Source organism: Bradyrhizobium sp. BEA-2-5, from assembly GCF_032918025.1.
GTDB classification, from domain to species: Bacteria; Pseudomonadota; Alphaproteobacteria; order Rhizobiales; family Xanthobacteraceae; genus Bradyrhizobium; species Bradyrhizobium pachyrhizi.
Map to the genome: position 1 here is coordinate 1,776,987 of NZ_CP136629.1, position 23,827 is coordinate 1,800,813.

Genomic DNA, 23,827 nt, shown 5'->3' on the forward strand with positions numbered 1-23,827 from the left:
ATGATCTCATCGCGCTTTCGGCAATCTGAAGCGCGAAACGCTAGCAGCTTGTCGCGACGCCGCCTAGCGCGCGCCGGCAGACCTGCTTTTCCGAATGTCACGTCTTGGTGTGCAGAAATGTTTCTGCGTCAGGCGGCGCCGAGCCGCTCCAGCCCTGTCCAGTCGAAGGCGATGCCGTGCCCCGGCCGGTCCGGCGCGATCGCCATGCCCTGCTCCAGCACCAGCGGATGCTCGATATATTTGTCGAGCCCGAACCCGTGCGCCTCCAGATAGGAGCGGTTCGGACAGGCCGCGAGCAGATGCACGGTGATGTCGTGCGCGCCGTGGCTGGTGACGGGCAGGTTGAACGCTTCCGCGAGCCGCGCGATCTTCATGAAGGCGCTGACGCCGCCGCAATTGGTGACGTCGGGCTCGGGATAGGACACCGCGCCCGAGGCGATGTAGTTCTTGAACTCCCACAGCGAGTGCAGATTCTCGCCCGCCGCGATCGGCACGCCGCCGGCCTGCATGATGCGCACGTGGCCCGCGACGTCGTCGGGAATGATCGGCTCCTCGAGCCAGGTGAGGTCATAGGGAACGAAGGCGCGGGCGGCCCGGATCGCTTCCTCGACCGTCCATTTCATGTTGGCGTCCACCATCAGCGGAAAACCGTCGCCGAGATGGCCGCGCATCGCCTTCACGCGCGCCACGTCGGACGCAAGGCTCGGCCGGCCGACCTTCATCTTGATGGCGCGAAAGCCCTTGGCGAGATTGCCGTCGGTCTGCGTCAGCAAACCATCCAGTGGCAGATCAAGATCGATGCCGCCGGCATAGCAGGGCACGCGGCGGTCGAAGCCGCCGAGCAGCCGCCACAGCGGCATCGATGCCCGCCGCGCCTTCAGATCCCACAGCGCGATGTCGAGCGCGGAGAGCGCCAGCACCGTCGGCCCGCCGCGGCCGCCATAATGCAGCGCCCACCACACCTTGTGCCAAAGCTGCTCGGTGTCGTCGGCCTCCATCTCGCGCGCGATCTCGGTGATTTCGCGGCCCAGGATATCGGCGATGGCGCCGCCATTGCGGCCGACCGTGTAGGTGTAGCCGGTGCCTTCCGCGCCGTCGGCATCGCGGGCGCGGATCGTGACGAGCTCGAACGCCTTGATCTCGCCATGCGTGCTGTCGCTCAGCACCACCGGGAGCGGGATCTTGTAGAATCCGATGCTGAGGTCCTTGAGGATGGCCACGCCGGAACTCCTTGTCATGGGACGAATGCAACGCGTGACACACGATCTCAAAAGCGCCGGCTGCCTGCAACCTTGCGCCTGCGAATGTCTGCCTTGAGCGATCGGCGTGCCTTCGGAGATGCAAGGCATATGACCGCTATGTAGATCGGCGGTCATAACGGACTGGGACCGTGCGGGTGTCGTGGCGACGAGCGATGCCACGCGCTGGACGTCGGCGCTGCGGCTGAGCGGGCCGCGACGCCCGCATTGCGGTCGCATTGGCTCCAATGAATGGCCACGGAAAAATCAGACGCCAGCCAAACTTCGCGCGTAGGTTTTATCGCTTGCTGACCTCGAAAAGGAATTGACCATGCGCAATCTCACAGCATTCGTCACTGTTGCCGCGCTCGCCCTCGGAACGCCCGCCCTGGTGCAAGCGCAAGGCGCGCAACCCAAGGCGCCGCCGCAGTCATCTGATCAATCCACTGTCATTCGGAGCATACAGGTCGTCGACATCAAGGACCTCAAGCCCGAGATGCGATCGAAGATCGAGGATGCGATGGCAAAGACCAAGGATGACGACATCCAGTCGCTTCGGAAGTCGATTGACGCGACACCGCAGGCGGTCTCCGCGCTCAAGGCCAAGGGCCTGACTTCGTCGCAGGTCGTCGCTATCAACATTGCCGATGGCGTGCTGACGATGTTCGCCAAAACAGCCTGACCACGGTCAGCGAATGTCGGTAGCGGTGGTTGGACCTCCCCGCGGTCACCGATGCCAACAACTCCCGCAGCCGGCGCTGCGGGAGTTTTCATTTCTGATAGGCGCGGCCCGTCCAATGGACTTTCACCGGGGAGAGCGATTAGTCAGGCTGGTTGGGCCTGGTACGTTCCGCGCGTTTCAATTCGCGATCGATCAGCGTGCAGACGCGCCGCCGCGCCAGCAGGTCGAGCCGCGCGCGCGTGCTGCCTTGCCTGGTCTTGCCGTTGATGTCGAACGACCAAGCCCAGAGGTCGGGTTCGATGTTGGTGAGTGTGTATTGAATGTCCCGATGACGACCGATCAGCTTCTTCATGCCGTTTCTTCTTGTTGGCTGAAGATTGCATAGCCAGATCGTGAAGGCGTCTGTATCCGGTCGAATACTGAGTCGGGTGTCCGCAGGGCGGAATTTTCCAAATCGCTGATTTGCGGTCGCTGTTCAGTGGCTGCGTGCAACTGACGAGTGCGCACGAAGATTCGCCGTCGTCCTGTCGAAGGCCAGGACCCCATTACCCCAAGTGCGCATTGTTGCGCGACGCTGGGGTTCACCGTCAAATGCTGTGGTTATGGGTCCTGGCTTTCGCCAGGACTACAATGATGAGTCTCGCCTGCAACATCCGCCGCGGCGTATGGGTCCCTGCTTTCGCAGGGACGACGGGTGGAGAGATCTCGGCTCAGCGTCACTACAACAGTCATCCCACCGCTCACAAATTGATCACCCCGCGCCGCGCGGCGTGGGCGACGGCATCGGTGCGGCCGGTGGCATCCAGCTTGTCCAGCAGCGAGCCGACATGGAATTTCACGGTGTGCACGGAGATGCCGAGCTGACGCGCGATCACCTTGTTCGAGGCACCTTCCGCCATCAGCGCCAGCACGTCGAGCTCGCGCTGCGTCAGCGCGAAGTCGCCGGCGCCCGCTGCCTCGCGGTTGCGCGCGACGACCGCCGCCGTGACCTGTTCGCCCGGCGCGGCGAGCCGCAGGCCGGCGACGCCGCCGAGCAGGGTCGCCAGCCGGTCGGCGAGGACGGCGTCGTCGACCTCGAGCGCGATGACGATGTCGTTGGCCGGCTCACCGCTCACGTCTCGGGCCTCTCGCCGACTGTCACCTTGAAGTTCAGCGGCTCGCCGCCGCGATGCACGGTAAGCTCGACCACCGTGCCGACGCTCTGCGGTCCGAGGCCGCGCGACAGCGCCCGCACGCCGGACAGGCTCTGGTCGTTGACCGCGACGATCACGTCGCCCTGACGGATGCCGGCTGCGGCCGAGGGGCCGGCCTTGTCGACATTCATCACCATGGCGCCGATGCCGTCGTCGAGCCGCACCGGCTGGAGCCCGAGGCCGAGATATCCCCGCGCGATGCGGCCGCGCTTCTCGAGCTGGCCCGCGACGCGCTCGATCGTCGCCGTCGGGATCACCAGGACGCGCCGCGGTCCGAGCACGGCCATGCCGAAAGCTTCGCCCGATGCATCGAGCGCGAGGCCGCCCTGCTGGCTGCCGCGCAGACGGACGTCGAGCTCGATCCGGGCATCGATGTCGCCGCCGCGCAGGGAGCGCCAGGCCGGGCCCGACAGGGCGACCATGCCGAGCCGCGCGGTCGGCGCGCCGCGGTCGGCGGCGACGATCACCGCGAGCGATCCCAGCGCGGGGCTCCCGGTCGAGAGCTTGACGGGGGCGACATCGCCTTCGACGCGCAGCAGCGCGACGTCGGTGGTGTGGTCGCGTCCGACGACGGTCGCCGGCCTGCGGCTGCCGTCGGCGAACTGGATTTCGATCTCGCCCTCGTCGGCCAGCGCTTCGTCGGCGGTGACGATCAAGCTCGCCTTCCAGACAAAGCCGGAGGCGCGCGCGCGATGCGAATGCACGGAGACGATGGCGGGCGCAGCGCGCGCAATGGTCTCCGCAAGGGCTGATGACAGCGAGGACAGGATATTCGGTTCGGTCATGGGAAACTCCGTTGGCTTCCCTCAATCTGGGATGTCGCGGCTGACGGCGATACTGGCCGGATGGGCAGGGCGTGGCCGGGCCGCCGGAACCGCCGCTCAGCTCAGCCGCTGCAGGGTCGCCTTCGGGCTCTCGCCGAACTTGGCGCGGTAGGCGCTCGCCATCCGGCTCAGATGGGTAAAGCCGAGGTCGAATGCAATATCGACGATACGCTCGCGCGGCCGCGCCGTCTTGAGGCGGGCGTTGAGATGGGCGAGGCGGATGTCGAGCAGCATCTCGGACACGGTGGTGCCGAAGTGACGGCGGAAACCGAGTTGCAGCGCGCGGATGCCGGTGCCCGCGATCGCCGCAAGCTCGGCGAGGTCCAGCGGCTCGGTCGCGCGGCTTTCCAGATAGGCGCGCACGCGTTTCAAGGCGGCCGGCTGGGCCTCGGAGCGGCCGTTGAAGATATCGATCGCCGAACTCAGGCTGTGCCGCTGCCCGTTGAGCAGGACGTTGAGAAACGGCTCGCGCCAATCGGCCGCTGCGACCGCCGACAAAGTCTTGCGCGGTCCGAGCTGCTCGGCGGCCGTGACAAGCTGCTCGATTCTGGCCGAGAGCGTCTGCCCGAGCGGCCCGCCCAACGCGACGGCCGGATCGAACTCGACCGGCCTCACCGCCACGCCGCCAAGCGCCGCGGCGCGATGCTCGACCAGCTTGCGGTCGAGCAGCAAAATCAGCTGGGCGCAGTCGCCGCGCCAGGTCATTTCGGTCGGAATGGTCGGCGACAGCAGCGAGGCGGTGTGCCGTGGTCCGGTGGTGAGCTCGCGCGCGGCGGTCCGCACCGCGGCCGAGCCGGACAGCGGCATCTGCAACAGGAAGAAGCGGTCGAGGCAGCCGGGATTGATCGCGACCGACCCGCCATAGGCGACATAGCTGACGGAGAAGCCGTCGAAGTCGGCGCAATTGTGATGCGCGGAGAAATCGCTCGCGGAGTGATCGACCGGCGTCAGATCGTGCGGACAGAAGATGCGGCCGATCGCTTCCGCCGCGTCATCGACGCGCGCCGTCGCGACGCGTGCGAAATCCTTGAGCCTTGCGCTTGCCGAATTCGCGCTTGCCGAAACCTCGTTGCCAACAGCAGTCACGCCGGCCGTCCGGAGTTGTTTGAGGTCTAAAACATCAGGCAGCCTAGAGCATCCCGCGGCAAAGGGGAACGCCGTTTCGTCGTGCAATCTGCCCGATCGGCGGTCAGGACGATGCGGCGGCATTGGGCAGCAGCCGGCCAGCGCAATGCTCCCGCATTGCAGCATGAAGGTGCCGGGTGCGGATTCGTTTATCGGCTAGACAGCCTCACCGGCCGGCGACAGGCTCCGTGTCGGCACTGCGCATCAAAACTGGAGAGGCTGACATGGGCACGCTCGAAAAAGGCATTACCCGAAACGGCACGGGCTATGGCGGGAAGAGCTGGAACATCCTGGGCCAGGTCTATTTCCCGAAGGCCGTCACGGACTCCACCTTCGCGTTCGAAACCAACAGCGATCCCGGCCAGTTCGTGCCGGTGCACATCCATCCGACCCAGGACGAGTTCATCCTGGTGCAGGAAGGCACGCTCGACCTCAAGCTGGACGGTCAATGGGTCAAGGCCCATGCCGGCGACCTCGTCCGCATGCCGCGCGGCATCCCCCACGGCTATTTCAACAAGTCCGACAAGCCGTGCCGCGCGCTGTTCTGGGTCTCGCCGATGCAGAAGCTGGAGGCGCTGTTCGAGCAGCTGCACAATCTGACCGACCCTGCCGAGGTCGTGCGCATCTCCGCCGAGCACGAGGTGGACTTCCTGCCGCCGGAAGCCAACGACTAGGCCAGCGACACAAGACAATACGCACACGAGGCGGCAATCGCTGGAGCTGGGCTCCGGCGATGACGGGGACGCGTGCGCTTAACGAAATTGGACCTGTTCATTCAATTCGGAGCGGTTTCATGGTCAAGCAGAAGCATGTGTGCGTCATCGGCGCCGGCATTTCCGGGCTTGCCGCCGGCAAGGCCTTTGCCGGTCGCGGCCACAAGGTGACCATTATCGAGCGCAGCGGCGATCTTGGCGGCGTCTGGGACGCCGCGCGCTCCTACCCGGACGTGCAGACCCAGAGCCCGAAGGAGCTCTACCGCTACACCGATCGCGCCATGCCGGACGCCTATCCGGAATGGCCGACCGGACCGCAGGTCCATGCCTATCTGCGCGACTATGCTCGCAGCCACGGGCTCGACGGCGCGATGCGGTTCGACACCAAGGTCGAAGGCATGAAGCGCCGCGCCGACGGCAGGCCGGGCTGGACGCTGCCGCTGCGCTCGACCGACGGCGCCACCGGCCACGAGGATTTCGATTTCGTCGCGGTCTGCACCGGCCAGTTCAACGAGCCACAGACCTTGCCGCTGGCCGGCGAGGACGGCTTCAAGGCGCAGGGCGGGCAGATCCTGCATTCATCGCAATACGGCGATCCAACGCTTGCCAAGGGCCGCAAGGTGGTGGTGCTCGGCGGCTCGAAGTCGGCGACCGACATCGCCGTGAACGCGGTGAAATCGGGCGCGCGCGAGGTGACGATCGTGATGCGCGAGCCGGTCTGGCGCATTCCCTATTTCATCGGCGGCCTCGTGAACTTCAAGCGCATCCTCTACATCCGCGCGCAGGAGGAGATGTTTCCGGGCTGGGGCATCGGCCCGATGGCGCGGCTCGCGCATGTCGTGGCAAAGCCGTTCGTGTGGGCGAACTGGCGCGGGCTGGAGAGCCTGTTGAAGGCGCAGCTCAAGCTCAAGCAATGCAAAATGGTGCCGAAGGAGCGGATCGAGGACGGCGTCAACTGCTCGGTGCCGATCGCGACGCCGGGCTTCTATCCGATGGTCGCCGACGGCCGCATCAAGGCGGTGTTCGGCACGTTCGACCATTATGAAGGAGACAGCATCGTGATGAGCGGCGGCGAGCGCGTCGGTGCCGACGTCGCGGTGCTCGCGATCGGCTACAAGCTCGGCGTGCCGTTCCTTCCCGAAGCTTACAGGCAGAAGCTGGTCGATGCCGACGGACAGTACCGGCTCTATCGCCTGATCGCCAATCCCGATCTGCCTGAGCTCGGTTTCGTCGGCTTCAACTCGTCCTTCTGCACCGTGCTCTGCGCCGACCTCGCCGCCAACTGGCTGGTGCGTTATGCCGACGGCCAGCTCGCCAACCAGCCGACGGCGCAAGCAATGCGCGACAACATCGAGATGATGCTGCACTTCAAGCGCGTCGAGCGGCCGGCCGCGGGCGTCTATGGCGGCCTGTGCGTCGCGCCCTATCACTACCGTCATTTCGACGAGCTGATGGCCGACATCGGCACCAAGGCGTCGCGCCGCAACCCGCTCGTCGAAAAGTTCACCCCGCCGGATGCGGACGCTTATGCCCGCTTCCTCGCGACCGCGCCCGCGTACAGAGCGGTGGCCTAATCGCGGCCGGCGTCGAGGAAGGCTTGTGCCAGCCGCTCGGGATTGGAGAAGCAGAGCTCGTGGCTGCCGGGCACCTGGACCAGGCGGAACAGCCCAAGCTTCTCCGACAATCGCGGGTGCCAGGGCAGACTGTGCGGCATCGCGGTGTCCTCCGTGCAGTTCACGTAGGACTTTGCGATCGGCATCTCGGCAGGATTGGTGCGCAGCGCGATCTTGTCCTGGAAGGTCTTCAGGGGATGCGGGTTGAGCTTGTCATAGGCGCGTTGCGCCAGCGCGATATCGGCATCGTTGATGAAGGCTTCGCGCCAGACCGGGAATGGCAACACGACCGAGCCGTCGCCTCGCTCGGCTGCGATCGCGTCGAACAGTCCGATATAATGCGGCGGCACCATGTCGTTGAGGCATTCGCCGTCGTTGGGCACGAAGGCATTCCAGTAGACCAGGCGGCGGATTCGGTTCGCGGCGGCGTCGGCAACGCCGGTGATGACCATGCCGCCATAGCTGTGGCCGACCAGCACGATGTCGTTCAGATTATGTTCGGCTAGATAATCCACGATCGACTGGATCGCCTCGGCGAGCCCGGAGTCCTTCCGGTCGCCGGGGCGGTTGCCCCTGATGGTCGGGGTGTGGACGACATGGCCGGCCTTGCGGATGGCAGCCGCAACCGGCTCAAACTCGGCGCCGGTATGCCAGGCGCCATGGACGAGAACATAGGTCGACATGTTGTACCTCCCTGTCTGGATTGCCGCGTCCGGACGGCCCGGGATACGCGCAAGATTCATCCGCTTCCTGATGGATATTGACCTGGACCCGCGGAACGCGCTTGGCTGTGAGCGAACCGGACTGGGCTCGGAGTGAACTGATGCAGCAAATCGCCGCCGCGGATCGCTCGCGCAGGCTGAGTTGGAATACCGCGGACACGAGGCCCGGCGAGCAATTCGCCTATTATCGCGAGGCGATCTGCCAGGCCTTCATGAATCTGACGCCGGAGCCGGCGGCCACGCCCGGCTTCCTCGCCCGCGTCGAGACCGTTGGGCTCGGTGATGGCGCGGTCAACCGGGTCAGCTTCCCGGAGCATGTCGTGCGGCGCTCGGCTGCCGACATCGCCGCGTCCAGCCGGCGCTGCTACTACCTCAATCTGAAGCTCGCCGGCCGCTGCCGGATCCAGCAGGCGGGACGCGAGATCAGCCTGTCGCCGGGGCAGGTCGGAATCTTCGACAGCGGCCAGCGCTTCGCGCTGCTGCACGACCGCGGCCCGGCGCTGCAGGTCGCCTCGTTCTGGGTGCCGGCCGAGGCGCTGGATGAACGGCTGCCGTCGGCGCCCGAGGTCGCGCCGGCGCGGGTCTCGGATGATCCCTTCGTCGGCCATCTCATCACCGAGACGGCGCAGGTTCTGAACACATCCGCGCTCCGTGCCTCGGATGCGGACAACGCGCGGCTGTTCGGCGTGCTGCTCGATCTGGTCGCGCTCAGCCTGTCGCGCAGTGGTCGCGCAGGCGTCGCGGAGAGCGCAAGCCTTGCCGATGCGACGTGGCTTGTGCTGCGCCGTGCCGTGGACCGCAGGCTGCGCGAGCCCGGCCTCGGCGTTGCCGCCATTGCGGCTGCGGTCGGCATCAGCGAGCGCTATGTCCACAAACTGTTCGAGCGCGCCGGCACCACATTCGCCAGCCATGTGATGGACCGCCGTCTCGACGGCGCCGCGCGCGATCTGAGGGATCCCGCGCTCGCCGGGCGCGCGATCGGCGCCATCGCGTTCGACTGGGGCTTTTCGGACCTCTCCCACTTCACGCGGCGTTTCAAGCAGCGCTTCGGCTGCCGGCCGCGCGACTGGCGCCGCGGCTGACCAACGCTTCGGAAATCGCCATGGCGCAGCCGTTCACCTATCAGGTCAGCCCGATGCGGGTCGTGTTCGGGGTCGGCACCGTCGCGCAGCTGGCGGACGAGCTCGACCGGCTCGGCATCAGCCGCGCGCTGTTGCTGGCAAGCCGGCGGCAGCAGGCCGAGCTCGGCGATCTCGCTGATCTGACCGGCGGCCGTGCGGCCGGATTGTTCGACGGTGCAGTGGTGCATACGCCGGTGGCGGTGACCGAACATGCGATGGAGATCGTCGGCGAGCTCAAGCCCGACGGCGTGGTTGCGATCGGCGCCGGCGCCGCGACCGGCCTCAGCAAGGCGATTGCGCTGCGCACCGACCTGCCGCAACTGATCGTGCCGACCAGCTATGCCGGCTCCGAGATGACGCCGGTGCTCGGCGAGACTGTCGACGGCGTCAAGACCACGCAATCATCGCCGAGGATACTGCCCGAGACCGTGATCTACGACGTCAACCTGACGATCTCGATGCCGGCAAAATTCTCCGCGATCTCCGGCCTCAATGCGATCGCGCATGCTGCCGAGGCGCTGTACGCGCGGGACGGCAACCCGATCACCTCGCTGATGGCGGAAGAGGCGATCGCAAAGCTCGCATCATCGCTCCCCGACGTGATCGCGCGGCCGCGCGATCTCGATGCGCGCGCGGAGGCTCTCTACGGCGCGTGGCTGTGCGGCGTCTGCCTTGGCACCGTCGGCATGGCGCTACATCACAAGCTCTGCCACACGCTCGGCGCGTTGTTCGACCTGCCGCACGCCGAGACCCATGCAGTGCTGCTGCCGCACACCATCGCCTACAATACGCCGGCCGCGCGCGATCCAGTCAGCCGCGCGGCGAGGGCGCTTGGAGCGGCCAGCGCCGCCGACGGCTTGTTCGATCTGTCGGCAAGGCTCGGCGCGCCGCGCTCGCTCGCCGAGATCGGCATGCCCGAAGACGGCATCGCAAAGGCCGCTGCGCTCGCCACCAAAAATCCTTACTGGAATCCGCGGCCGATCGAGGAGAGCGGCATCCGCGACCTGCTGAAGCGCGCGTGGTCCGGTGCGCGGCCGCAGGCCGGATGATCAGACCCCGATCGCGTTGCGCGCGATCACGTCGCGGTAGAATGCCGCGCTCAATTTCGGCACCCGGGCCTGGGTCTCGAAATCCACCCGGTAGAGGCCGAAGCGCTTCTCGTAGCCGAAGATCCACTCGAAATTGTCCATCAGGCTCCAGAGGAAATAGCCGCGGACCGGGACCCCGTCGGCGGTCGCGCGCTGCAATTGCGCAAGGTAGTTGCGCAGGAACATGATGCGGTCGAGATCGTAGATCTGCCCGTCCGGATGCACCTTGTCCTCGCCGGACGTGCCGTTCTCGCTGATATAGATGCTCTTGATGTTCCACAGCTTGGCGGCGATCCGCGGCGCCCAATAGATCGTCTCCGGCGCGATCCGCAGCCATTCCGAGCTCATGTGCGGAAAGGAAGCCGGCATCGGCAGCGGCTTCCAGCCGGGGGCATGCTCGGTGGCAAGGATGTAGCATTGCGGCGCGTAGATGTTCAGCCCGACGAAATCATTGGGCTGCGAGATGATCTTCAGCTCGTCCGCGGTGAATTTGGGCGCATCCGCGCCGGCATATTGCAGGAAGCCTTCGGTGTATTTGCCTTCAAGGACGACACCGAGGAAACCTGCGTTGAGCTCGCGGGTCGCGATCTCGGTGGCGCGGATGTTCTCCGGCGTGTTGAAGGCGGGCACGCAGGCGGTGATGTTCTCGGCCGGCCCGACCCGCGTGCCGGCACGGCCTTTGGCGCGGATCGCCTGTACCGCGAGCCCGTGCGCCAGCGCCACATGATGGCGCGCCTGGTTCACCTCGCGCGCCGGCAGCTTCAGCCCCGGGGCGTCGACGCCGAGCGCATAGCCGAAGGGGAGGAAACGCCCGACCTCGTTGAGGGTGAAGACGTTCTTCACGCGGTCGGTCAGTCGCTGTGCCACATAGCCGGCATAGTCGCCGAATGCCTTCGAGGTGTCGCGGGAGCGCCAGCCGCCGACGCGGTCCTGCAGCGCCTGTGGCAGGTCCCAGTGATAGAGCGTGGCGTAGGGCTCGATGCCGTTCGCCAGCAACTCGTCGACCAGGCGGTTGTAGAAGTCGAGGCCCTTCGGGTTCGGCGTGCCGGAGCCGTCGGGAAATACCCGCGGCCAGGCGATCGAAAACCGATACGCCTTGGCGCCGAGATCCTTGATGAGACGAACGTCCTCCTTGTAGCGGTGATAGTGCTCATTGGCGCGGTCGCCCGTGGTGCCGTCCTCGATCTTGCCGGGAATGCGCACGAACTTGTCCCAGATCGACGGCCCTCGCCCGTCCTCATTGACCGCGCCCTCGACCTGATAGGACGAGGTCGCCGTGCCCCAGACGAAGCCCGACGGAAAGTTCGTGCCGTCCGGCCGCGGCGCACGGTTTGCAGCCTCGGCAGGGCCGCTCAAACCGAGCGCCGAGAGGCCTGCAAGGCCCGCAAACTGCCGGCGCGAGAACTTTCCGAACATTGCTGTCTCCCGTCGCCGAACGCTGCGGCTGGAATGCGAGCCGTAGGTTAACCTTCCATCCGGCCGTTGAGCAACAAGGGTCGGCGGGGCCAAAGCGCCGTGGCGACCGGCGTACCAATCAATGCGAACCATTGTGATGTCAATGTCGCGGAGTTGTCAGTTTTGTGGCGACATTTTCTCTACTAGATTGCCTGCTACGTCCTTCCGCAATGACATCCGAATATCCCCGAGATTCCCGTGAGCTGCGCGCGATGAACAAGCCTGCAACCCATGTCCGAAGGGCGCTGCTGCGTCGTCTTGCCACTGCGATCGGCTTGGCTTTGGCGATGGCCGCAAGCGCGCAGGCCGAGCAGACATTTTCGTTCGACCGCACGCCCGGAAAGTTGCCGAAGACGGTCGTCCCGTTGCATTACACGATCGAGCTGACGCCTGATATCGCGGGCCTCGCTCTGCCAGGCGTCGAAACCGTCGACATCGAGGTGCGCGAGGCGACCGCGCAGCTGACGCTGAACGCGGTCAACACGACATTCGCAGAGGTTACGATCGATGACGGAGCGCAGCGCGCGGAGGTCGCGACCGATGCCGCCGCGCAGACCGCAACGCTGACCTTCGCCAGGCCGCTTGCGGCCGGCCGCCACAAGCTGCGCATCGCCTTCACAGCGCAGATCAATAAATTCGGCACCGGCCTGTTCTCGGTCGACTACCCGACCAGGACCGGGATCAAGCGGATGATCTCCAGCAAGCTGGAGCCGGCCGATGCCAGGCGGATCTTCCCGTGCTGGGACGAGCCGTCGTTCAAGGCGAGCTTCGCGCTGACCGTCGTCATTCCGCGCAATCTGCTCGCGGTCGGCAACATGCCCGTGACCAGCGAAGAGCCGGTCACCGGCGATCTCAAGAAGGTTGCGTTCGCACCGACGCCGAAGATGTCGAGCTATCTGTTCGTGCTCACGGTTGGCGAGCTCGAGCGCGTCACAGCAGATGCCGGCGGCGTCACGGTCGGCGTGGTGACGACGGAGGGCAAGAGCGGGCAGGGCCGGTTTGCGCTCGACAGCGCGGTGAAGCTGCTCGGCTATTACAACAACTATTTCGGCGTCAAATATCCGCTGCCGAAGCTCGACCTGATCGCCGTTCCCGGCGGGTTCGGCGGCGCGATGGAAAACTGGGGCGGCATCACCTTCTTCGAGAGCCGGCTGCTGTTCGACCCCGCGACCTCTGCGCAGACCGCGCGGCGCGGCATCTTCGCCATCATCGCGCACGAGATGGCTCATATGTGGTTCGGCGTTCTCGTCACCATGGCGTGGTGGGACAATCTCTGGCTCAACGAGGGCTATGCCAGCTGGATGGCAACCAAGGCCTCGGAGCAGTTCTATCCGCAATGGCAGGGCTGGCTGAACGGCTACGGCGCGAAGCAGTTTGCCATGGCGCTCGATGCGCGGCGCACCTCGCATCCCGTGCAGCAGCCAATTGCCGATCACAGTGAAGCAGTCACGGCATTCGACGCCATCACCTACAACAAGGGGCAGGCGCTGATCCGCATGCTCGAGACCTATCTCGGCGAATCGGCGTTCCGCGACGGCATCCGCAAATACATGGCCGCGCATGCCTACAGCAACGCGACGACCGCCGACCTCTGGCAGGCGCTCGAGAGTAGCGGCGGCAAGACCATCACCGGTATCGCCGCCTCCTTCACCGAGCAGGACGGCGTGCCGCTGGTCGTGGCCGAGGCGGCCTGCGATGGCGTGGCGCAACGGCTGACCTTGCGGCAGGATCGCTTCGTGATCGCGCCGGCCAACAATCCGCCGCTGCCGGGCCACAACTGGCAGATCCCGGTTGCGGTTGGACCGGCGCATGGCAAGCCGTACGACGAGATATTGTTGAAGGGGAGCGGCAATATTCCGGCCGGCGCCTGCGGCGATGCGATCAAGGTCAACCTCGGCGACGTCGGTTACTTCAGGGTCGAGTACGGCCCGAAGAACCGTGCGGCGTTGCTGAACGCATTCCCGCAAATGCAGGTCGCCGACCGTCTCAATGTCGTCACCGACAGCTGGGCGCTGGTGCAGGCGGGCCGCGCGGAGGCGCCGTCCTATCTCGCGCTGCTCGATGCGCTCGATGCCGGTGACCATCGCGCGGTGTGGGACCAGGTGATCTCGACATTCGCTGCGCTGAACCGCCTGGCGCGCGACCGCACCGAGCGGCCGGTGATCCAGGCCTATGCCCGCGCCAAGCTGCGCCCGGTTTTCGATCGGATCGGATGGGACGGTGCTGGTTCAGGCGACGATGACACTGCATTGCTGCGTGCAAGCCTGATCTCGACGCTTGGCGACCTCGGGGATGCGGCTATTCTGGCGGAAGCGAAGCGGCGCTTTGCGGCATTCGTCGATGATCCCAATTCGCTTCCGACCGCATTGCGCGATGCCGTCACGCATGTTGTCGGTGTGACCGCCGATCGGGCGACCTACGACCAGCTGCTGGCGCTGGCACGTAGCAGCACGGCGACCAATGAACGGCTGCGTTATTATCTCGCGGCGGCAAGTGCCCGCGATGCTGAATTGGCGCGGGCAACGCTGGCGTTGACGCTGACCAACGAATTGCCCGACACGATCGTGACGGGGATGATCAACGCGGTTGCGTCCGCCGGCGAGCAGCCGCAGCTCGCCTGGAACTTCGTCCGGACCAATTTCGATACGTTGCTGGCGAGGCAGGGGCCGAACTTCCGCGACCAGTTCGTGCCGAACTTCATGACCAACTTTACCGATGAGGCGCACGCGGCGGAACTGGCTGCGTTTGCTCCGTCGCAATCGACCGCCGGCGGACGGGTGATGGTGGCGCGATCGGTGCAGGCGATCGCAATCTCGGCCGATCTTGCCGCGCGCGTGCTGCCCACCGCTGACGCCTGGATCAGGGTGCACAAGCCGTGAGATCGCGAGGGAGTTTCCGGCGGCGCGCGATGCGGATATGCTCCGTGCGCGGCATGCAATCAACGATGCGAGGCTGAGATGGTCAAAGGTTCCGATTTGCTGGTCGCTGCCCTCGAGAATGAGGGCGTGGAGCGGGTGTTCGGCGTTCCCGGCGAGGAGAATCTCGACGTCGTCGAGAGCTTGCGCAAATCCTCGATCGAGCTGATCCTGACCCGCCACGAGCAGGCCGCCGCCTTCATGGCTGCGACCCATGGGCGGCTGACCGGCAAGCCCGGTGTTTGTCTGTCGACGCTCGGCCCCGGCGCGCTCAACCTGTCTACCGGCGCCGCCTATGCGCATCTCGGCGCGATGCCGATGGTGATGCTGACGGGCCAGAAGGGCATTTTGAGCAGCCGGCAGGCCAAGTTCCAGATTGTCGACATCGTCAACACGTTTCGTCCGCTGACCAAGCTGTCGCTGCAGATCGTCAGCGGCGCGACCATTCCGACGCTGGTCCGCGACGCCTTCCGAATTGCGACGCAGGAACGGCCGGGGCCGGTGCTGCTCGAACTGCCGGAGGACATCGCGGGCGAGGAGACTGCGCCGGTCGAAATGATACCGCCGCACCCGATCGAAATTCCGATCGCGCACGCGGCCGCGCTCGATCGCGCCGCTGACATGATCCTGAAGGCGCAGCGCCCGCTGATCATGCTTGGTGCTGCGGCATCGCGTCCGCGTTCGACTGCCGGGATCGGCGACTTCGTGCGGCGCACGAAAATCCCGTTCATCACGACGCAGATGGGCAAGGGCACGGTATCCGGCGGTACCAATCAGTATATGGGAACCGCCGCGCTGAGCGAGCGCGACTACGTGCATGAGGCGATCGACCGCGCCGACCTCATCATCGCGATCGGTCACGACACGGTCGAGAAGCCGCCGTTCATCATGGGCCCGAAGGGGCCGCAGGTGATCCATGTCAGCTACATGCCGGCAACGGTCGAGCAGGTCTACTTCCCGCAATGCGAGGTGATCGGCGACGTCGGGCCGAGCCTCGAATTGCTGGCTGATCGGGTCGAGGGAAAGCTGCCGCATGCCAGCGCGCTGCTCAGCCTGCGCGAGAGCATTCTGGCGAAGATCGCCGACCGCGCCACCGAGTCGCGCTGGCCGCCGACGCCGCAGCGGATCGTGCACGACGTCCGCCAGGTGATCCCCGAGAACGGCATCGTCGCGCTCGACAACGGCATGTACAAGATCTGGTTCGCGCGCAACTACCGCACCCGCGTCGCCAATACGCTCCTGCTCGACAATGCGCTGGCGACCATGGGTGCCGGCCTGCCGTCGGCGATGATGGCCGCGATGCTCTATCCGGATCGCCGCGTGCTTGCAGTCGCCGGCGACGGCGGCTTCATGATGAACAGCCAGGAAATGGAGACCGCGGTCCGTCTCAAGCTCAACCTGGTGATCCTGATCCTGGAGGATTCCGCCTACGGCATGATCCGCTGGAAGCAGGCGGTCGACAACTTCCCGGATTTCGGCTTGACCTTCGGCAACCCGGATTTCGTCAAATACGCCGAAAGCTACGGCGCCAGGGGTTCGCGGATCGCGAGCACGGATGCGATCGTTCCGACCCTGGAACGGGCGTTTTCCGGCGGCGGCGTGCATCTTGTCGTGGTGCCGATCGACTATACCGAGAACAAGCGGGTGCTGGTCGACGAACTGCGCGAGAAGGTGCAGCAGATCGATGTGTCGTAAAGCATGATCCGGACCCGAAGGGCCGCGTTAGCGCAAAGTGCGAAGCGGTTTTCCCTCGCGACGAACGCAAAATGCGTTTGCGCGGAGATCATGCTCAAACAAGACGTTAAAGCATGGCTGCGGTGGGCAAGGAACGAAAAGCCCTCGGCTTGATTGAACGTAAGCCGCCATGGTAGCACGCCAAGATATCACGCGATGGCATCACTCGTTGTGCTGATGGCCGGCGATACCAGATCTGAGAGGTCACGTGACTGCACCAAATCCTGCCGCCGGCAAACCCATCGATCCCGCCTCGCTCGCCAATGTGCCGCGGCTGGTCACGGCCTATTTCGCCGGCAAGCCCGACGCATCGGATCCGGCGCAGCGCGTGGCGTTCGGCACCTCGGGCCATCGCGGCACCTCGTTCAAGAACACGTTCAACGAAGGGCACATCCTCGCGACCACGCAGGCCATTTGTGATTACAGGCGAGAAAAGGGGCTGACGGGCCCGCTCTTCATCGGCATCGACACCCACGCGCTGGCCGAGCCGGCGCTCGTCAGCGCCATCGAGGTGTTCGCCGCCAATGGCGTCGATGTCATGATCGACAAGGACGGCGGCTACACGCCGACGCCTGTCATCTCGCACGCCATCCTCACCTACAACAAGGGCCGCGCCAGCGGCCTCGCCGACGGCGTCGTCATCACTCCCTCGCACAATCCGCCGGAGGACGGCGGCTACAAATACAATCCGCCGCATGGCGGCCCCGCTGACACCGATGTCACCGCCGTGGTCGAGAAGAGCGCCAACCGCTATATCGAGGCCGGCCTCAAGGGCGTCGCGCTGCTGCCCTATGATCGCGCGCGCAAGGCAGCGACCACGCATCTGCACGACTACATCACGCCCTATGTTGCCGATCTCGGCAACGTCGTCGATCTCGACCTCGTCAAATCCGCCGGCGTCACCATCGGCATCGATCCGCTCGGCGGTGCCGCCGTGCATTACTGGCATCCGATCATCGAGCGCTACGGCCTGAAGGCCACGGTGGTGAACGAGGCGATCGACCCCACCTTCCGCTTCATGACGGTGGACTGGGACGGCAAGATCCGCATGGATTGCTCCTCGCCCTACGCCATGGCGAGCCTGATCGGGATGCGTGACCGCTTCGACGTCGCGTTTGCCAACGACACCGATGCCGATCGTCACGGCATCGTCACGCGCACCGGCGGCCTGATGAATCCGAACCATTATCTGGCGACCGCGATCTCCTATCTGTTCGCGCACCGCCCGCACTGGGGCAAGGATGCCGCGATCGGCAAGACCGTGGTGTCGAGCTCGATCATCGATCGCGTCGCGAAAAAGCTCGGCCGCAAGCTGGTCGAGACGCCGGTCGGCTTCAAATGGTTCGTCGACGGCCTCCTCACCGGCGGCTTCGGCTTCGGCGGCGAGGAGAGTGCAGGCGCCTCGTTCCTGCGCCGCGACGGCGGGGTGTGGACCACCGACAAGGACGGCATCATCCTCGGCCTGTTAGCTGCCGAGATCGTGGCGAAGACCGGCCGCGATCCCAGCGAATTGTTTGGCGAGCTGACTGCCGAACTCGGCGTTCCCTATTACGAGCGCATCGATGTGGCGGCAACGCCGAAGCAGAAGAACGCGCTGAAGGCGCTCGGGCCCGATCAGCTCAACATGACGCAGCTCGCCGGCGATGCCGTGCGGGCGGTCAGGAGCAAGGCACCCGGCAACGGCCAGCCGTTCGGCGGCATCAAGGTGGAGACCGACTATGGCTGGTTCGCCGCGCGGCCGTCGGGGACGGAGGACGTCTACAAGATCTACGCCGAAAGCTTCCGCGGGCCGGATCATCTCAAGCAGATCCAGGGCGACGCGCAGGCCGCGATCGCCAAGGTGTTCTGAAAGGCGCGGGCCGGGCGGACCTCATGCGAATATTGTTGACCGGCTCCTCCGGCTGGCTCGGCCGTTTCCTCGCGCCGCGGCTTCGACAGGCCGGCCATGATGTGGTCGGCCTCGACGTCGTCCCGGGCGAGGCGACCGATGTCACAGGCTCGGTAGCCGAACGATCGGTGGTCGAGCGCGTGTTCGCGGATTACGGCATCGAGGCCGTGATCCATGGCGGCGCGCTGCACAAGCCCGATCTCGAGCGGTTCGCGCCGCAGGCCTTTGTCAACGTCAACGTGTCAGGCACGCTCAATTTGCTGCAGGCAGCAGTGGCTGCCGGCCATGACCGCTTCGTCTTCACCTCGACGACCTCGCTGATGATCTCGCAGGCGATCCGCGACGAGGAAGGTCATGCTGCGGTGTGGCTCGACGAGACGACAGGGCCGCTCGAGCCGCGCAACATCTACGGAGTGACAAAACTCGCCGCTGAAGGGCTGTGCCGCCTGTACAGCCGCGAGCACGGGCTGAACTGCGCGGTGCTGCGCACCAGCCGCTTCTTCCCCGAGGATGACGACACCATCCGCGACATCCATGGCGAGAACCTGAAGGCGACCGAGCTGCTGTACCGCCGCCTCACCGTCGAGGACGCCGCCGATGCTCATGTCGCGGCGCTGGACAAGATCCGCGGCTTCGAGGTCTTTGTCATCAGCGCGCCGACGCCGTTTGCGCGCAGCGATGTCGCCGACCTGAAGACGGACGCGGCCGGGGTCATCGCGCGCACCTTCCCCGATGCGCCGGCGCTGTTCGCGCGGCGCGGCTGGCACCTGCCGAAATCGATCGGCCGGATCTACGACGCGAGCAAGGCCGAACGGCTGCTCGGTTTCCGCGCCGGCACGGATTTCGCAGCGGTGCTCGGCGCCTTGCGCAGCGGCACGCCGCTTCCCTTTGCGCACGATCCCGATTATGTCTCGCCGTCAACGAGGCTCGCAAATGGCTGACTTCCACGGCGTCTTTCCGTATCTGGTGTCCCCGGTCGACCCTGCCGGCCATGTCCGCACCGAGGTGCTGGGCCGGCTCTGCGACGATCTGGTCAAGGCCGGCGTGCACGGCCTCACGCCGCTGGGCTCGACCGGCGAATTCGCCTATCTCAACGCCGAGCAACGCACGGCGATCGTGCAGACCACGATCGAGGCCGCGCAGGGCCGCGTGCCCGTCGTTGCCGGCGTCGCTTCCACCTCGACGGCGGATGCGGTGACGCAGGCGAAAGCCTACCAGAGGCTCGGCGCCGCTGGCATCCTGGCGATCCTGGAAGCCTATTTCCCGCTCGCCGATGCCCAGGTCGAATCCTACTTCCGCGCCATCGCCGATGCCGTGGACATCCCCGTCGTCATCTACACCAATCCGCAATTTCAGCGTTCCGATCTCACCCTGGACGTCATTGCGCGCCTCGCCGAACATCCGCGCATCGGCTACATCAAGGATGCCTCGACCAACACCGGCCGGCTGCTCTCGATCATGAACCGCTGCGGCGATGCCTTGCAGGTCTTCTCGGCCTCGGCTCATATCCCCACCGCAGTGATGCTGATCGGCGGCCGCGGCTGGATGGCGGGCCCGGCCTGCATCATCCCGCGCCAGAGCGTCGCGCTGTACGACCTCTGCAAGGCCGGCCGCTGGGACGAGGCCATGGCGCTGCAGCGCCGGCTGTGGCGCATCAACGAAGCCTTCGCCCGCTTCAACCTCGCCGCTTGCATCAAGGCGGGGCTTTCGATCCAGGGCTACGCCGTCGGCGATCCCGTCCCGCCGCAGGCGCCGCTCACGGCCGAGCAGCGCAGTGTGGTCGAGGCGGCGTTGCGCGATCTGGCCTGAAGCCGTCGGGGCTGCGCGGCAAAATGCCGGGCAATCCGACTTGGCTATGCCGGAAACCTCCGCTTGGTCAGCGCGTTTGTTGCGTGGAGCACACCAATGAATCGGCGTACCGTCCTTGTCCTGGCCGTGATCGCGGCCGTTCTGCTGATATTCGCGGCCGGCAGCATCCGTCAGGCGCCGTGGAGCGGCCCGGCTGCCCGCGCGGTCGCCGAGCGCGGCGCGCTGTCGGATGCCGAAAAGGCCAATGTCGAGATCTTCGAGAAGGTCTCGCCGTCGGTCGTGCAGGTGGTGACGCAAACCGCCGCCAATCCGCTGAGCGAGGAGCAGGAGGGCGGCGCGGCGTCGGGCACCGGCATTGTCTGGGACAATGATGGCCACGTCGTCACCAACAACCACGTGGTGCAGAATGCGAGCCAGGTCGCGATCCGCTTTGCCTCCGGCGAGGCGGTGCGCGCCGAAATCGTCGGCACGGCGCCGAACTACGATCTGGCCGTGCTGCGCATCCGCAGCGCGCGCAAGCTGCCGCCGTCACTGGCGCTCGGCAGCTCGTCCGATCTCAAGGTCGGCCAGTTTGCCTATGCGATCGGCAACCCGTTCGGGCTCGATCAATCGATGTCCAGCGGCATCATCAGCGCGCTTAAGCGCCGGCTGCCGACCTCGAGCGGCCGCGAAATCTCCAACGTGATCCAGACCGACACCGCGATCAATCCCGGCAATTCGGGCGGCCCGTTGCTCGATTCCGCCGGCCGGCTGATTGGCGTGACCACGGCGATCCTGTCGCCGTCGGGCTCGAACGCCGGCATCGGCTTCGCGATCCCGGTCGACATCGTCAATCGCGTGGTACCCGAGCTGATCCGCACCGGCCGCGTGCCGACGCCGGGGATCGGCATCGTCACCGCGAATGAGGCCGTCGCCACCCGTATCGGTGCCGAAGGATTGATCGTGGTGCGCACGACACCGGGGTCGCCGGCCGAGCGCGCCGGGATACGCGGGGTCGACATGTCGACCGGTGAGCTCGGCGACGTGATCACCGCGGTCGACGGCAAGCCGGTCCACCGGCTCTCCGATCTGGCCGACCAGCTCGAGCAGATCGGGGTCGGCAAGAAGGTCCGGCTCAGCGTGAACCGCGACGGCTCGGCGCGCGATGTCGAGGTCGCCATCGTCGATATCGGCCGGGCGCAATAATGTCGTCACTGCCCTGACGCGTGCCGCCGGATTGTGCTTCCACGCGCCGCGCGACGAGATGCCTGTCCTTCGGCCGGCGTGTGGTTGTCAGGCCGCCAAAATCCGCTAAAACCCCCGCCAAATTCTCTGGAAATTCTTGGAAGCTCGAAGGACCCTCTGATGAACATTCTTCCCGGCAATTTGCGTTTCGGAGCGGGTCAGCCCGTCAAGCGTTTGGAAGACCAGAGGCTGCTCACCGGGAAGGGACAGTTCATCGACGACAAGCCGGAGGACGGCGCGCTGTGGTTGCACGTGCTGCGCTCGCCGCATGCCCACGCCAACATCAAGTCGATAAACGCCAAGGCGGCACTGGAGATGCCGGGCGTCAAGGCGGTCTATACCGGCGCCGACCTCGTCAAGGACGATATCGGCACGCTGCCGACGCTTGCGATCTTCAAGCGGCCCGACGGCTCGCCGATGACCGTGCCGCCACGACGCCTGCTGGCGCATGAGGTGGTGCGTTACGCGGGCGAGGGCGTCGCGGCCGTGGTCGCGACCTCGCGCGTGCTGGCGCAGACCGCGGCCGAGGCGATCGAGATCGATTACGAGGTGCTGCCCTCGGTGGTCGATCCGGTCGAGGCGATCAAGCCGGGCGCGCCGGCGGTCTGGCCGGAGGCACCCGACAACATCGTCGGCGCCATGAGCTATGGCGATGCGGCCAAGGTCGACGAGGCCTTCGCCAAGGCCGCGCACACCGTTGAACTCGATCTCGTCAGCCAGCGCCTCGTGCCGTCCGCGATGGAGCCGCGTTCGACCATTGCCGAGATCGACAAGAAGTCCGGCCGCCTCCTGTTGCATGTGCAGTCGCAGACCCCGGCCTCGACCCGCGACGTGCTGGCGGAAGCCGTGCTGAAGCGTCCGAAGGACAGCGTGCGCGTGCTGGTCGGCGACATCGGCGGCGGTTTTGGCCAGAAGACCAACCTCTATCCGGAGGACGGCATCGTCGCCTATGCCGCGACCAAGCTGAACAAGAAGATCCGCTGGCGCGGCGACCGCACCGACGAATTCGTCGGAGGCACCCACGGCCGCGACCTGACCTCGACCGGCGAGTTCGCGCTCGACGCCAAGGGCCGCGTGCTGGCCTATCGGGTGCGCTCGATCGGCGGCACCGGGGCCTATTCGTCGGGCACCGCGAACATCATCCCGCTGGTGCTCGGGCCCTTCGTGCAGACCGGCGTCTACGATCTGCCGCTGGTGCATTTCGAGGTGAAATCGGTGATGACCCATACCGCCCCGGTCGGCGCCTATCGCGGTGCGGGCCGTCCCGAGGCTGTCTTCATCGTCGAGCGTCTGTTCGACGCGGCCGCACGAAAGATCGGCATGGATCCGCGCGCGATCCGCAAGGCCAACTACATCAAGCCGGCGCAGCTGCCGTACACGAATGCGGCGGGCCAGGTTTACGACTCCGGCGCCTTCGCCCACATGCTCGATCGGGCCGTCTGATTTCGCCGACTGGGACGGCTTTGCCGCGCGCAAGAAGGCGGCGAAGAAGAAGGGCCTGCTCTACGGCCGCGGACTCACCTCTTACATCGAGTGGACCGGCGGCCGCGCGCACACCGAGAAGGTCAGCCTGCACGCGACCTCGCAAGGGCGCGTCGTGCTGCATTCCGGCACCATGGCGATGGGGCAGGGCTTGCAGACCACCTACACGCAGATGATCTCCGACACGCTCGGCGTTCCCATGGACAAGATCGACGTGGTCCAGGGCGACACCGATCTCGCCATGGGCTTCGGTAGCGTCGGCTCGCGCTCGCTGTTCGTCGGCGGCACGGCGGTCGCGGTCTCCTCCAATGATCTGATCCAGAAGGCGCGCGAGAAGGCGGCCAACGTGCTGGAGACCTCGGTCGAGGACATCGAGTACCAGGGCGGCATGCTCACCGTGGTCGGCACGGACCGTCGCATCAGCCTGTTCGATCTCGCCGAGAAGGAAAACGGCGCCAGGCTCAGCGTCGATTCCGAAGGTGAGGTCGATGGTCCGAGCTGGCCGAACGGCACGCATATCTGCGAGGTCGAGATCGATCCCGAGACCGGTGTGTCCAAGGTGGTGCGCTACACCACGGTCGACGATGTCGGCGTCGCCGTGAACCCGATGCTGGTGACGGGGCAGATCCACGGCGGCGTGGCGCAGGGCATCGGCCAGGCGTTGTACGAAGGCGTGTCCTACGATGCCGACGGCCAGCTCCTCACCGCCAGCTACCAGGACTACTGCATCCCGCGTGCCGACGACGTGCCGCCGATCGAGGTGACGCTGGATGATTCCGCGCCCTGCAAGACCAACCCGCTCGGCGCCAAGGGCTGCGGCGAATCCGGTGCCATCGGCGGCCCGCCCTGCGTCACCAACGGCGTCATGGACGCGCTCGCCGAGCTCGGCATCACCCAGCTGAATACGCCGCTGACCCCGCAGAAGATCTGGCAGGCGATCCGGGACGCGAAGGCGGGGGCTGCTTAGCCGCCATTCCGGGGCGCGCGAAAGCGCGAACCCG

18 protein-coding genes and 1 pseudogene are annotated in these 23,827 nt (G+C 66.0%); 12 read left to right on the forward strand and 7 right to left on the reverse strand.

What is annotated here, in order from left to right; translation table 11 throughout:
• Positions 1-128 precede the first annotated feature (128 nt).
• Positions 129-1,220, reverse strand: a complete 1,092-nt coding sequence (locus RX327_RS08230; protein ID WP_317249993.1) for a mandelate racemase/muconate lactonizing enzyme family protein — start codon at positions 1,218-1,220, stop codon at positions 129-131.
• A gap of 349 nt (positions 1,221-1,569) precedes the next feature.
• On the opposite strand from RX327_RS08230, the gene RX327_RS08235 reads away from it, so the two are divergent.
• Complete coding sequence (locus RX327_RS08235; RefSeq protein ID WP_050386850.1) at positions 1,570-1,920, forward strand: hypothetical protein; 351 nt, start codon at positions 1,570-1,572, stop codon at positions 1,918-1,920.
• Positions 1,921-2,059: 139 nt separating this feature from the next.
• Here the strand turns inward: RX327_RS08235 and RX327_RS08240 are convergent, their stop codons facing one another.
• From RX327_RS08240 to RX327_RS08255, 4 genes are all read right to left on the reverse strand, one after another.
• On the reverse strand, positions 2,060-2,272 hold the full coding sequence (locus RX327_RS08240; RefSeq protein WP_028334916.1) for a hypothetical protein: 213 nt from the start codon (positions 2,270-2,272) through the stop codon (positions 2,060-2,062).
• 388 nt (positions 2,273-2,660) lie between these two features.
• Positions 2,661-3,035 carry a helix-turn-helix transcriptional regulator gene (locus tag RX327_RS08245; protein WP_317249994.1) on the reverse strand — a complete coding sequence of 125 codons (375 nt, stop codon included), beginning with the start codon at positions 3,033-3,035 and terminating at the stop codon, positions 2,661-2,663.
• Positions 3,032-3,898, reverse strand: coding sequence for a S1C family serine protease (locus RX327_RS08250; protein ID WP_317249995.1), 867 nt, complete (start codon positions 3,896-3,898; stop codon positions 3,032-3,034). The genes RX327_RS08245 and RX327_RS08250 overlap by 4 nt, the downstream gene beginning before the upstream one ends.
• Before the next feature lie 96 nt (positions 3,899-3,994).
• Entirely contained in the window at positions 3,995-5,023 is a 1,029-nt protein-coding gene (locus RX327_RS08255) for an AraC family transcriptional regulator (protein WP_317249996.1), read from the reverse strand.
• A 263-nt stretch (positions 5,024-5,286) separates the two neighbouring features.
• Here RX327_RS08255 and RX327_RS08260 point away from each other — a divergent pair, with 263 nt between their 5' ends.
• Together RX327_RS08260 and RX327_RS08265 are read left to right on the forward strand one after the other, a co-directional pair.
• Complete coding sequence (locus RX327_RS08260; RefSeq protein ID WP_317249997.1) at positions 5,287-5,736, forward strand: cupin domain-containing protein; 450 nt, start codon at positions 5,287-5,289, stop codon at positions 5,734-5,736.
• A 119-nt stretch (positions 5,737-5,855) separates the two neighbouring features.
• On the forward strand, positions 5,856-7,349 hold the full coding sequence (locus RX327_RS08265) for an NAD(P)/FAD-dependent oxidoreductase (protein WP_317249998.1): 1,494 nt from the start codon (positions 5,856-5,858) through the stop codon (positions 7,347-7,349).
• Here RX327_RS08265 and RX327_RS08270 read toward each other — a convergent pair.
• Positions 7,346-8,071 carry an alpha/beta hydrolase gene (locus tag RX327_RS08270; RefSeq protein ID WP_317249999.1) on the reverse strand — a complete coding sequence of 242 codons (726 nt, stop codon included), beginning with the start codon at positions 8,069-8,071 and terminating at the stop codon, positions 7,346-7,348. The two genes, RX327_RS08265 and RX327_RS08270, sit on opposite strands and share 4 nt — an antisense overlap.
• 140 nt (positions 8,072-8,211) lie before the next feature.
• Between RX327_RS08270 and RX327_RS08275 the strand changes: the two genes are divergently transcribed.
• Entirely contained in the window at positions 8,212-9,192 is a 981-nt protein-coding gene (locus RX327_RS08275) for a helix-turn-helix domain-containing protein (RefSeq protein ID WP_317250000.1), read from the forward strand.
• Between the two features lie 20 nt (positions 9,193-9,212).
• Positions 9,213-10,280, forward strand: a complete 1,068-nt coding sequence (locus tag RX327_RS08280) for a maleylacetate reductase (protein ID WP_317250001.1) — start codon at positions 9,213-9,215, stop codon at positions 10,278-10,280.
• Here the strand turns inward: RX327_RS08280 and RX327_RS08285 are convergent, their stop codons facing one another.
• Complete coding sequence (locus RX327_RS08285; RefSeq protein WP_317250002.1) at positions 10,281-11,735, reverse strand: GH1 family beta-glucosidase; 1,455 nt, start codon at positions 11,733-11,735, stop codon at positions 10,281-10,283. It lies immediately after the preceding gene.
• A gap of 251 nt (positions 11,736-11,986) precedes the next feature.
• Between RX327_RS08285 and RX327_RS08290 the strand changes: the two genes are divergently transcribed.
• The 7 genes and pseudogenes from RX327_RS08290 (at position 11,987) to RX327_RS08320 (ending at position 23,793) form a co-directional block, all read left to right on the forward strand.
• Positions 11,987-14,653, forward strand: coding sequence for a M1 family metallopeptidase (locus tag RX327_RS08290; RefSeq protein ID WP_317250003.1), 2,667 nt, complete (start codon positions 11,987-11,989; stop codon positions 14,651-14,653).
• 78 nt (positions 14,654-14,731) lie between these two features.
• Positions 14,732-16,384, forward strand: a complete 1,653-nt coding sequence (locus RX327_RS08295) for an acetolactate synthase large subunit (protein ID WP_317250004.1) — start codon at positions 14,732-14,734, stop codon at positions 16,382-16,384.
• A gap of 247 nt (positions 16,385-16,631) precedes the next feature.
• A complete protein-coding gene (pgm, locus tag RX327_RS08300) occupies positions 16,632-18,272 on the forward strand; it encodes a phosphoglucomutase (alpha-D-glucose-1,6-bisphosphate-dependent) (RefSeq protein WP_317250005.1) in 1,641 nt (546 codons plus the stop codon).
• 23 nt (positions 18,273-18,295) lie between these two features.
• Positions 18,296-19,252, forward strand: coding sequence for an NAD-dependent epimerase/dehydratase family protein (locus RX327_RS08305; RefSeq protein ID WP_050386862.1), 957 nt, complete (start codon positions 18,296-18,298; stop codon positions 19,250-19,252).
• A complete protein-coding gene (locus tag RX327_RS08310; protein WP_317250006.1) occupies positions 19,245-20,120 on the forward strand; it encodes a dihydrodipicolinate synthase family protein in 876 nt (291 codons plus the stop codon). The genes RX327_RS08305 and RX327_RS08310 overlap by 8 nt, the downstream gene beginning before the upstream one ends.
• Positions 20,121-20,216: 96 nt before the next feature.
• Positions 20,217-21,305 (forward strand): S1C family serine protease, encoded by a 1,089-nt coding sequence (locus RX327_RS08315; RefSeq protein ID WP_317250007.1) that lies wholly within the window; start codon positions 20,217-20,219, stop codon positions 21,303-21,305.
• Between the two features lie 159 nt (positions 21,306-21,464).
• Positions 21,465-23,793: pseudogene (locus tag RX327_RS08320) on the forward strand (xanthine dehydrogenase family protein molybdopterin-binding subunit).
• Positions 23,794-23,827 lie beyond the last annotated feature (34 nt).

What these genes read in the sequence shown, in the direction of transcription:
- RX327_RS08270 (WP_317249999.1), bottom strand. Translation starts at nt 8,071, where the DNA reads ATGTCGACCTATGTTCTCGTCCATGGCGCCTGGCATACCGGCGCCGAG.
- RX327_RS08265 (WP_317249998.1), top strand. Translation starts at nt 5,856, where the DNA reads ATGGTCAAGCAGAAGCATGTGTGCGTCATCGGCGCCGGCATTTCCGGG.
- RX327_RS08310 (WP_317250006.1), top strand. Translation starts at nt 19,245, where the DNA reads ATGGCTGACTTCCACGGCGTCTTTCCGTATCTGGTGTCCCCGGTCGAC.
- RX327_RS08235 (WP_050386850.1), top strand. Translation starts at nt 1,570, where the DNA reads ATGCGCAATCTCACAGCATTCGTCACTGTTGCCGCGCTCGCCCTCGGA.
- RX327_RS08305 (WP_050386862.1), top strand. Translation starts at nt 18,296, where the DNA reads ATGCGAATATTGTTGACCGGCTCCTCCGGCTGGCTCGGCCGTTTCCTC.
- RX327_RS08290 (WP_317250003.1), top strand. Translation starts at nt 11,987, where the DNA reads ATGAACAAGCCTGCAACCCATGTCCGAAGGGCGCTGCTGCGTCGTCTT.
- RX327_RS08275 (WP_317250000.1), top strand. Translation starts at nt 8,212, where the DNA reads ATGCAGCAAATCGCCGCCGCGGATCGCTCGCGCAGGCTGAGTTGGAAT.
- RX327_RS08260 (WP_317249997.1), top strand. Translation starts at nt 5,287, where the DNA reads ATGGGCACGCTCGAAAAAGGCATTACCCGAAACGGCACGGGCTATGGC.
- RX327_RS08250 (WP_317249995.1), bottom strand. Translation starts at nt 3,898, where the DNA reads ATGACCGAACCGAATATCCTGTCCTCGCTGTCATCAGCCCTTGCGGAG.
- RX327_RS08280 (WP_317250001.1), top strand. Translation starts at nt 9,213, where the DNA reads ATGGCGCAGCCGTTCACCTATCAGGTCAGCCCGATGCGGGTCGTGTTC.
- RX327_RS08295 (WP_317250004.1), top strand. Translation starts at nt 14,732, where the DNA reads ATGGTCAAAGGTTCCGATTTGCTGGTCGCTGCCCTCGAGAATGAGGGC.
- RX327_RS08285 (WP_317250002.1), bottom strand. Translation starts at nt 11,735, where the DNA reads ATGTTCGGAAAGTTCTCGCGCCGGCAGTTTGCGGGCCTTGCAGGCCTC.
- RX327_RS08315 (WP_317250007.1), top strand. Translation starts at nt 20,217, where the DNA reads ATGAATCGGCGTACCGTCCTTGTCCTGGCCGTGATCGCGGCCGTTCTG.
- RX327_RS08240 (WP_028334916.1), bottom strand. Translation starts at nt 2,272, where the DNA reads ATGAAGAAGCTGATCGGTCGTCATCGGGACATTCAATACACACTCACC.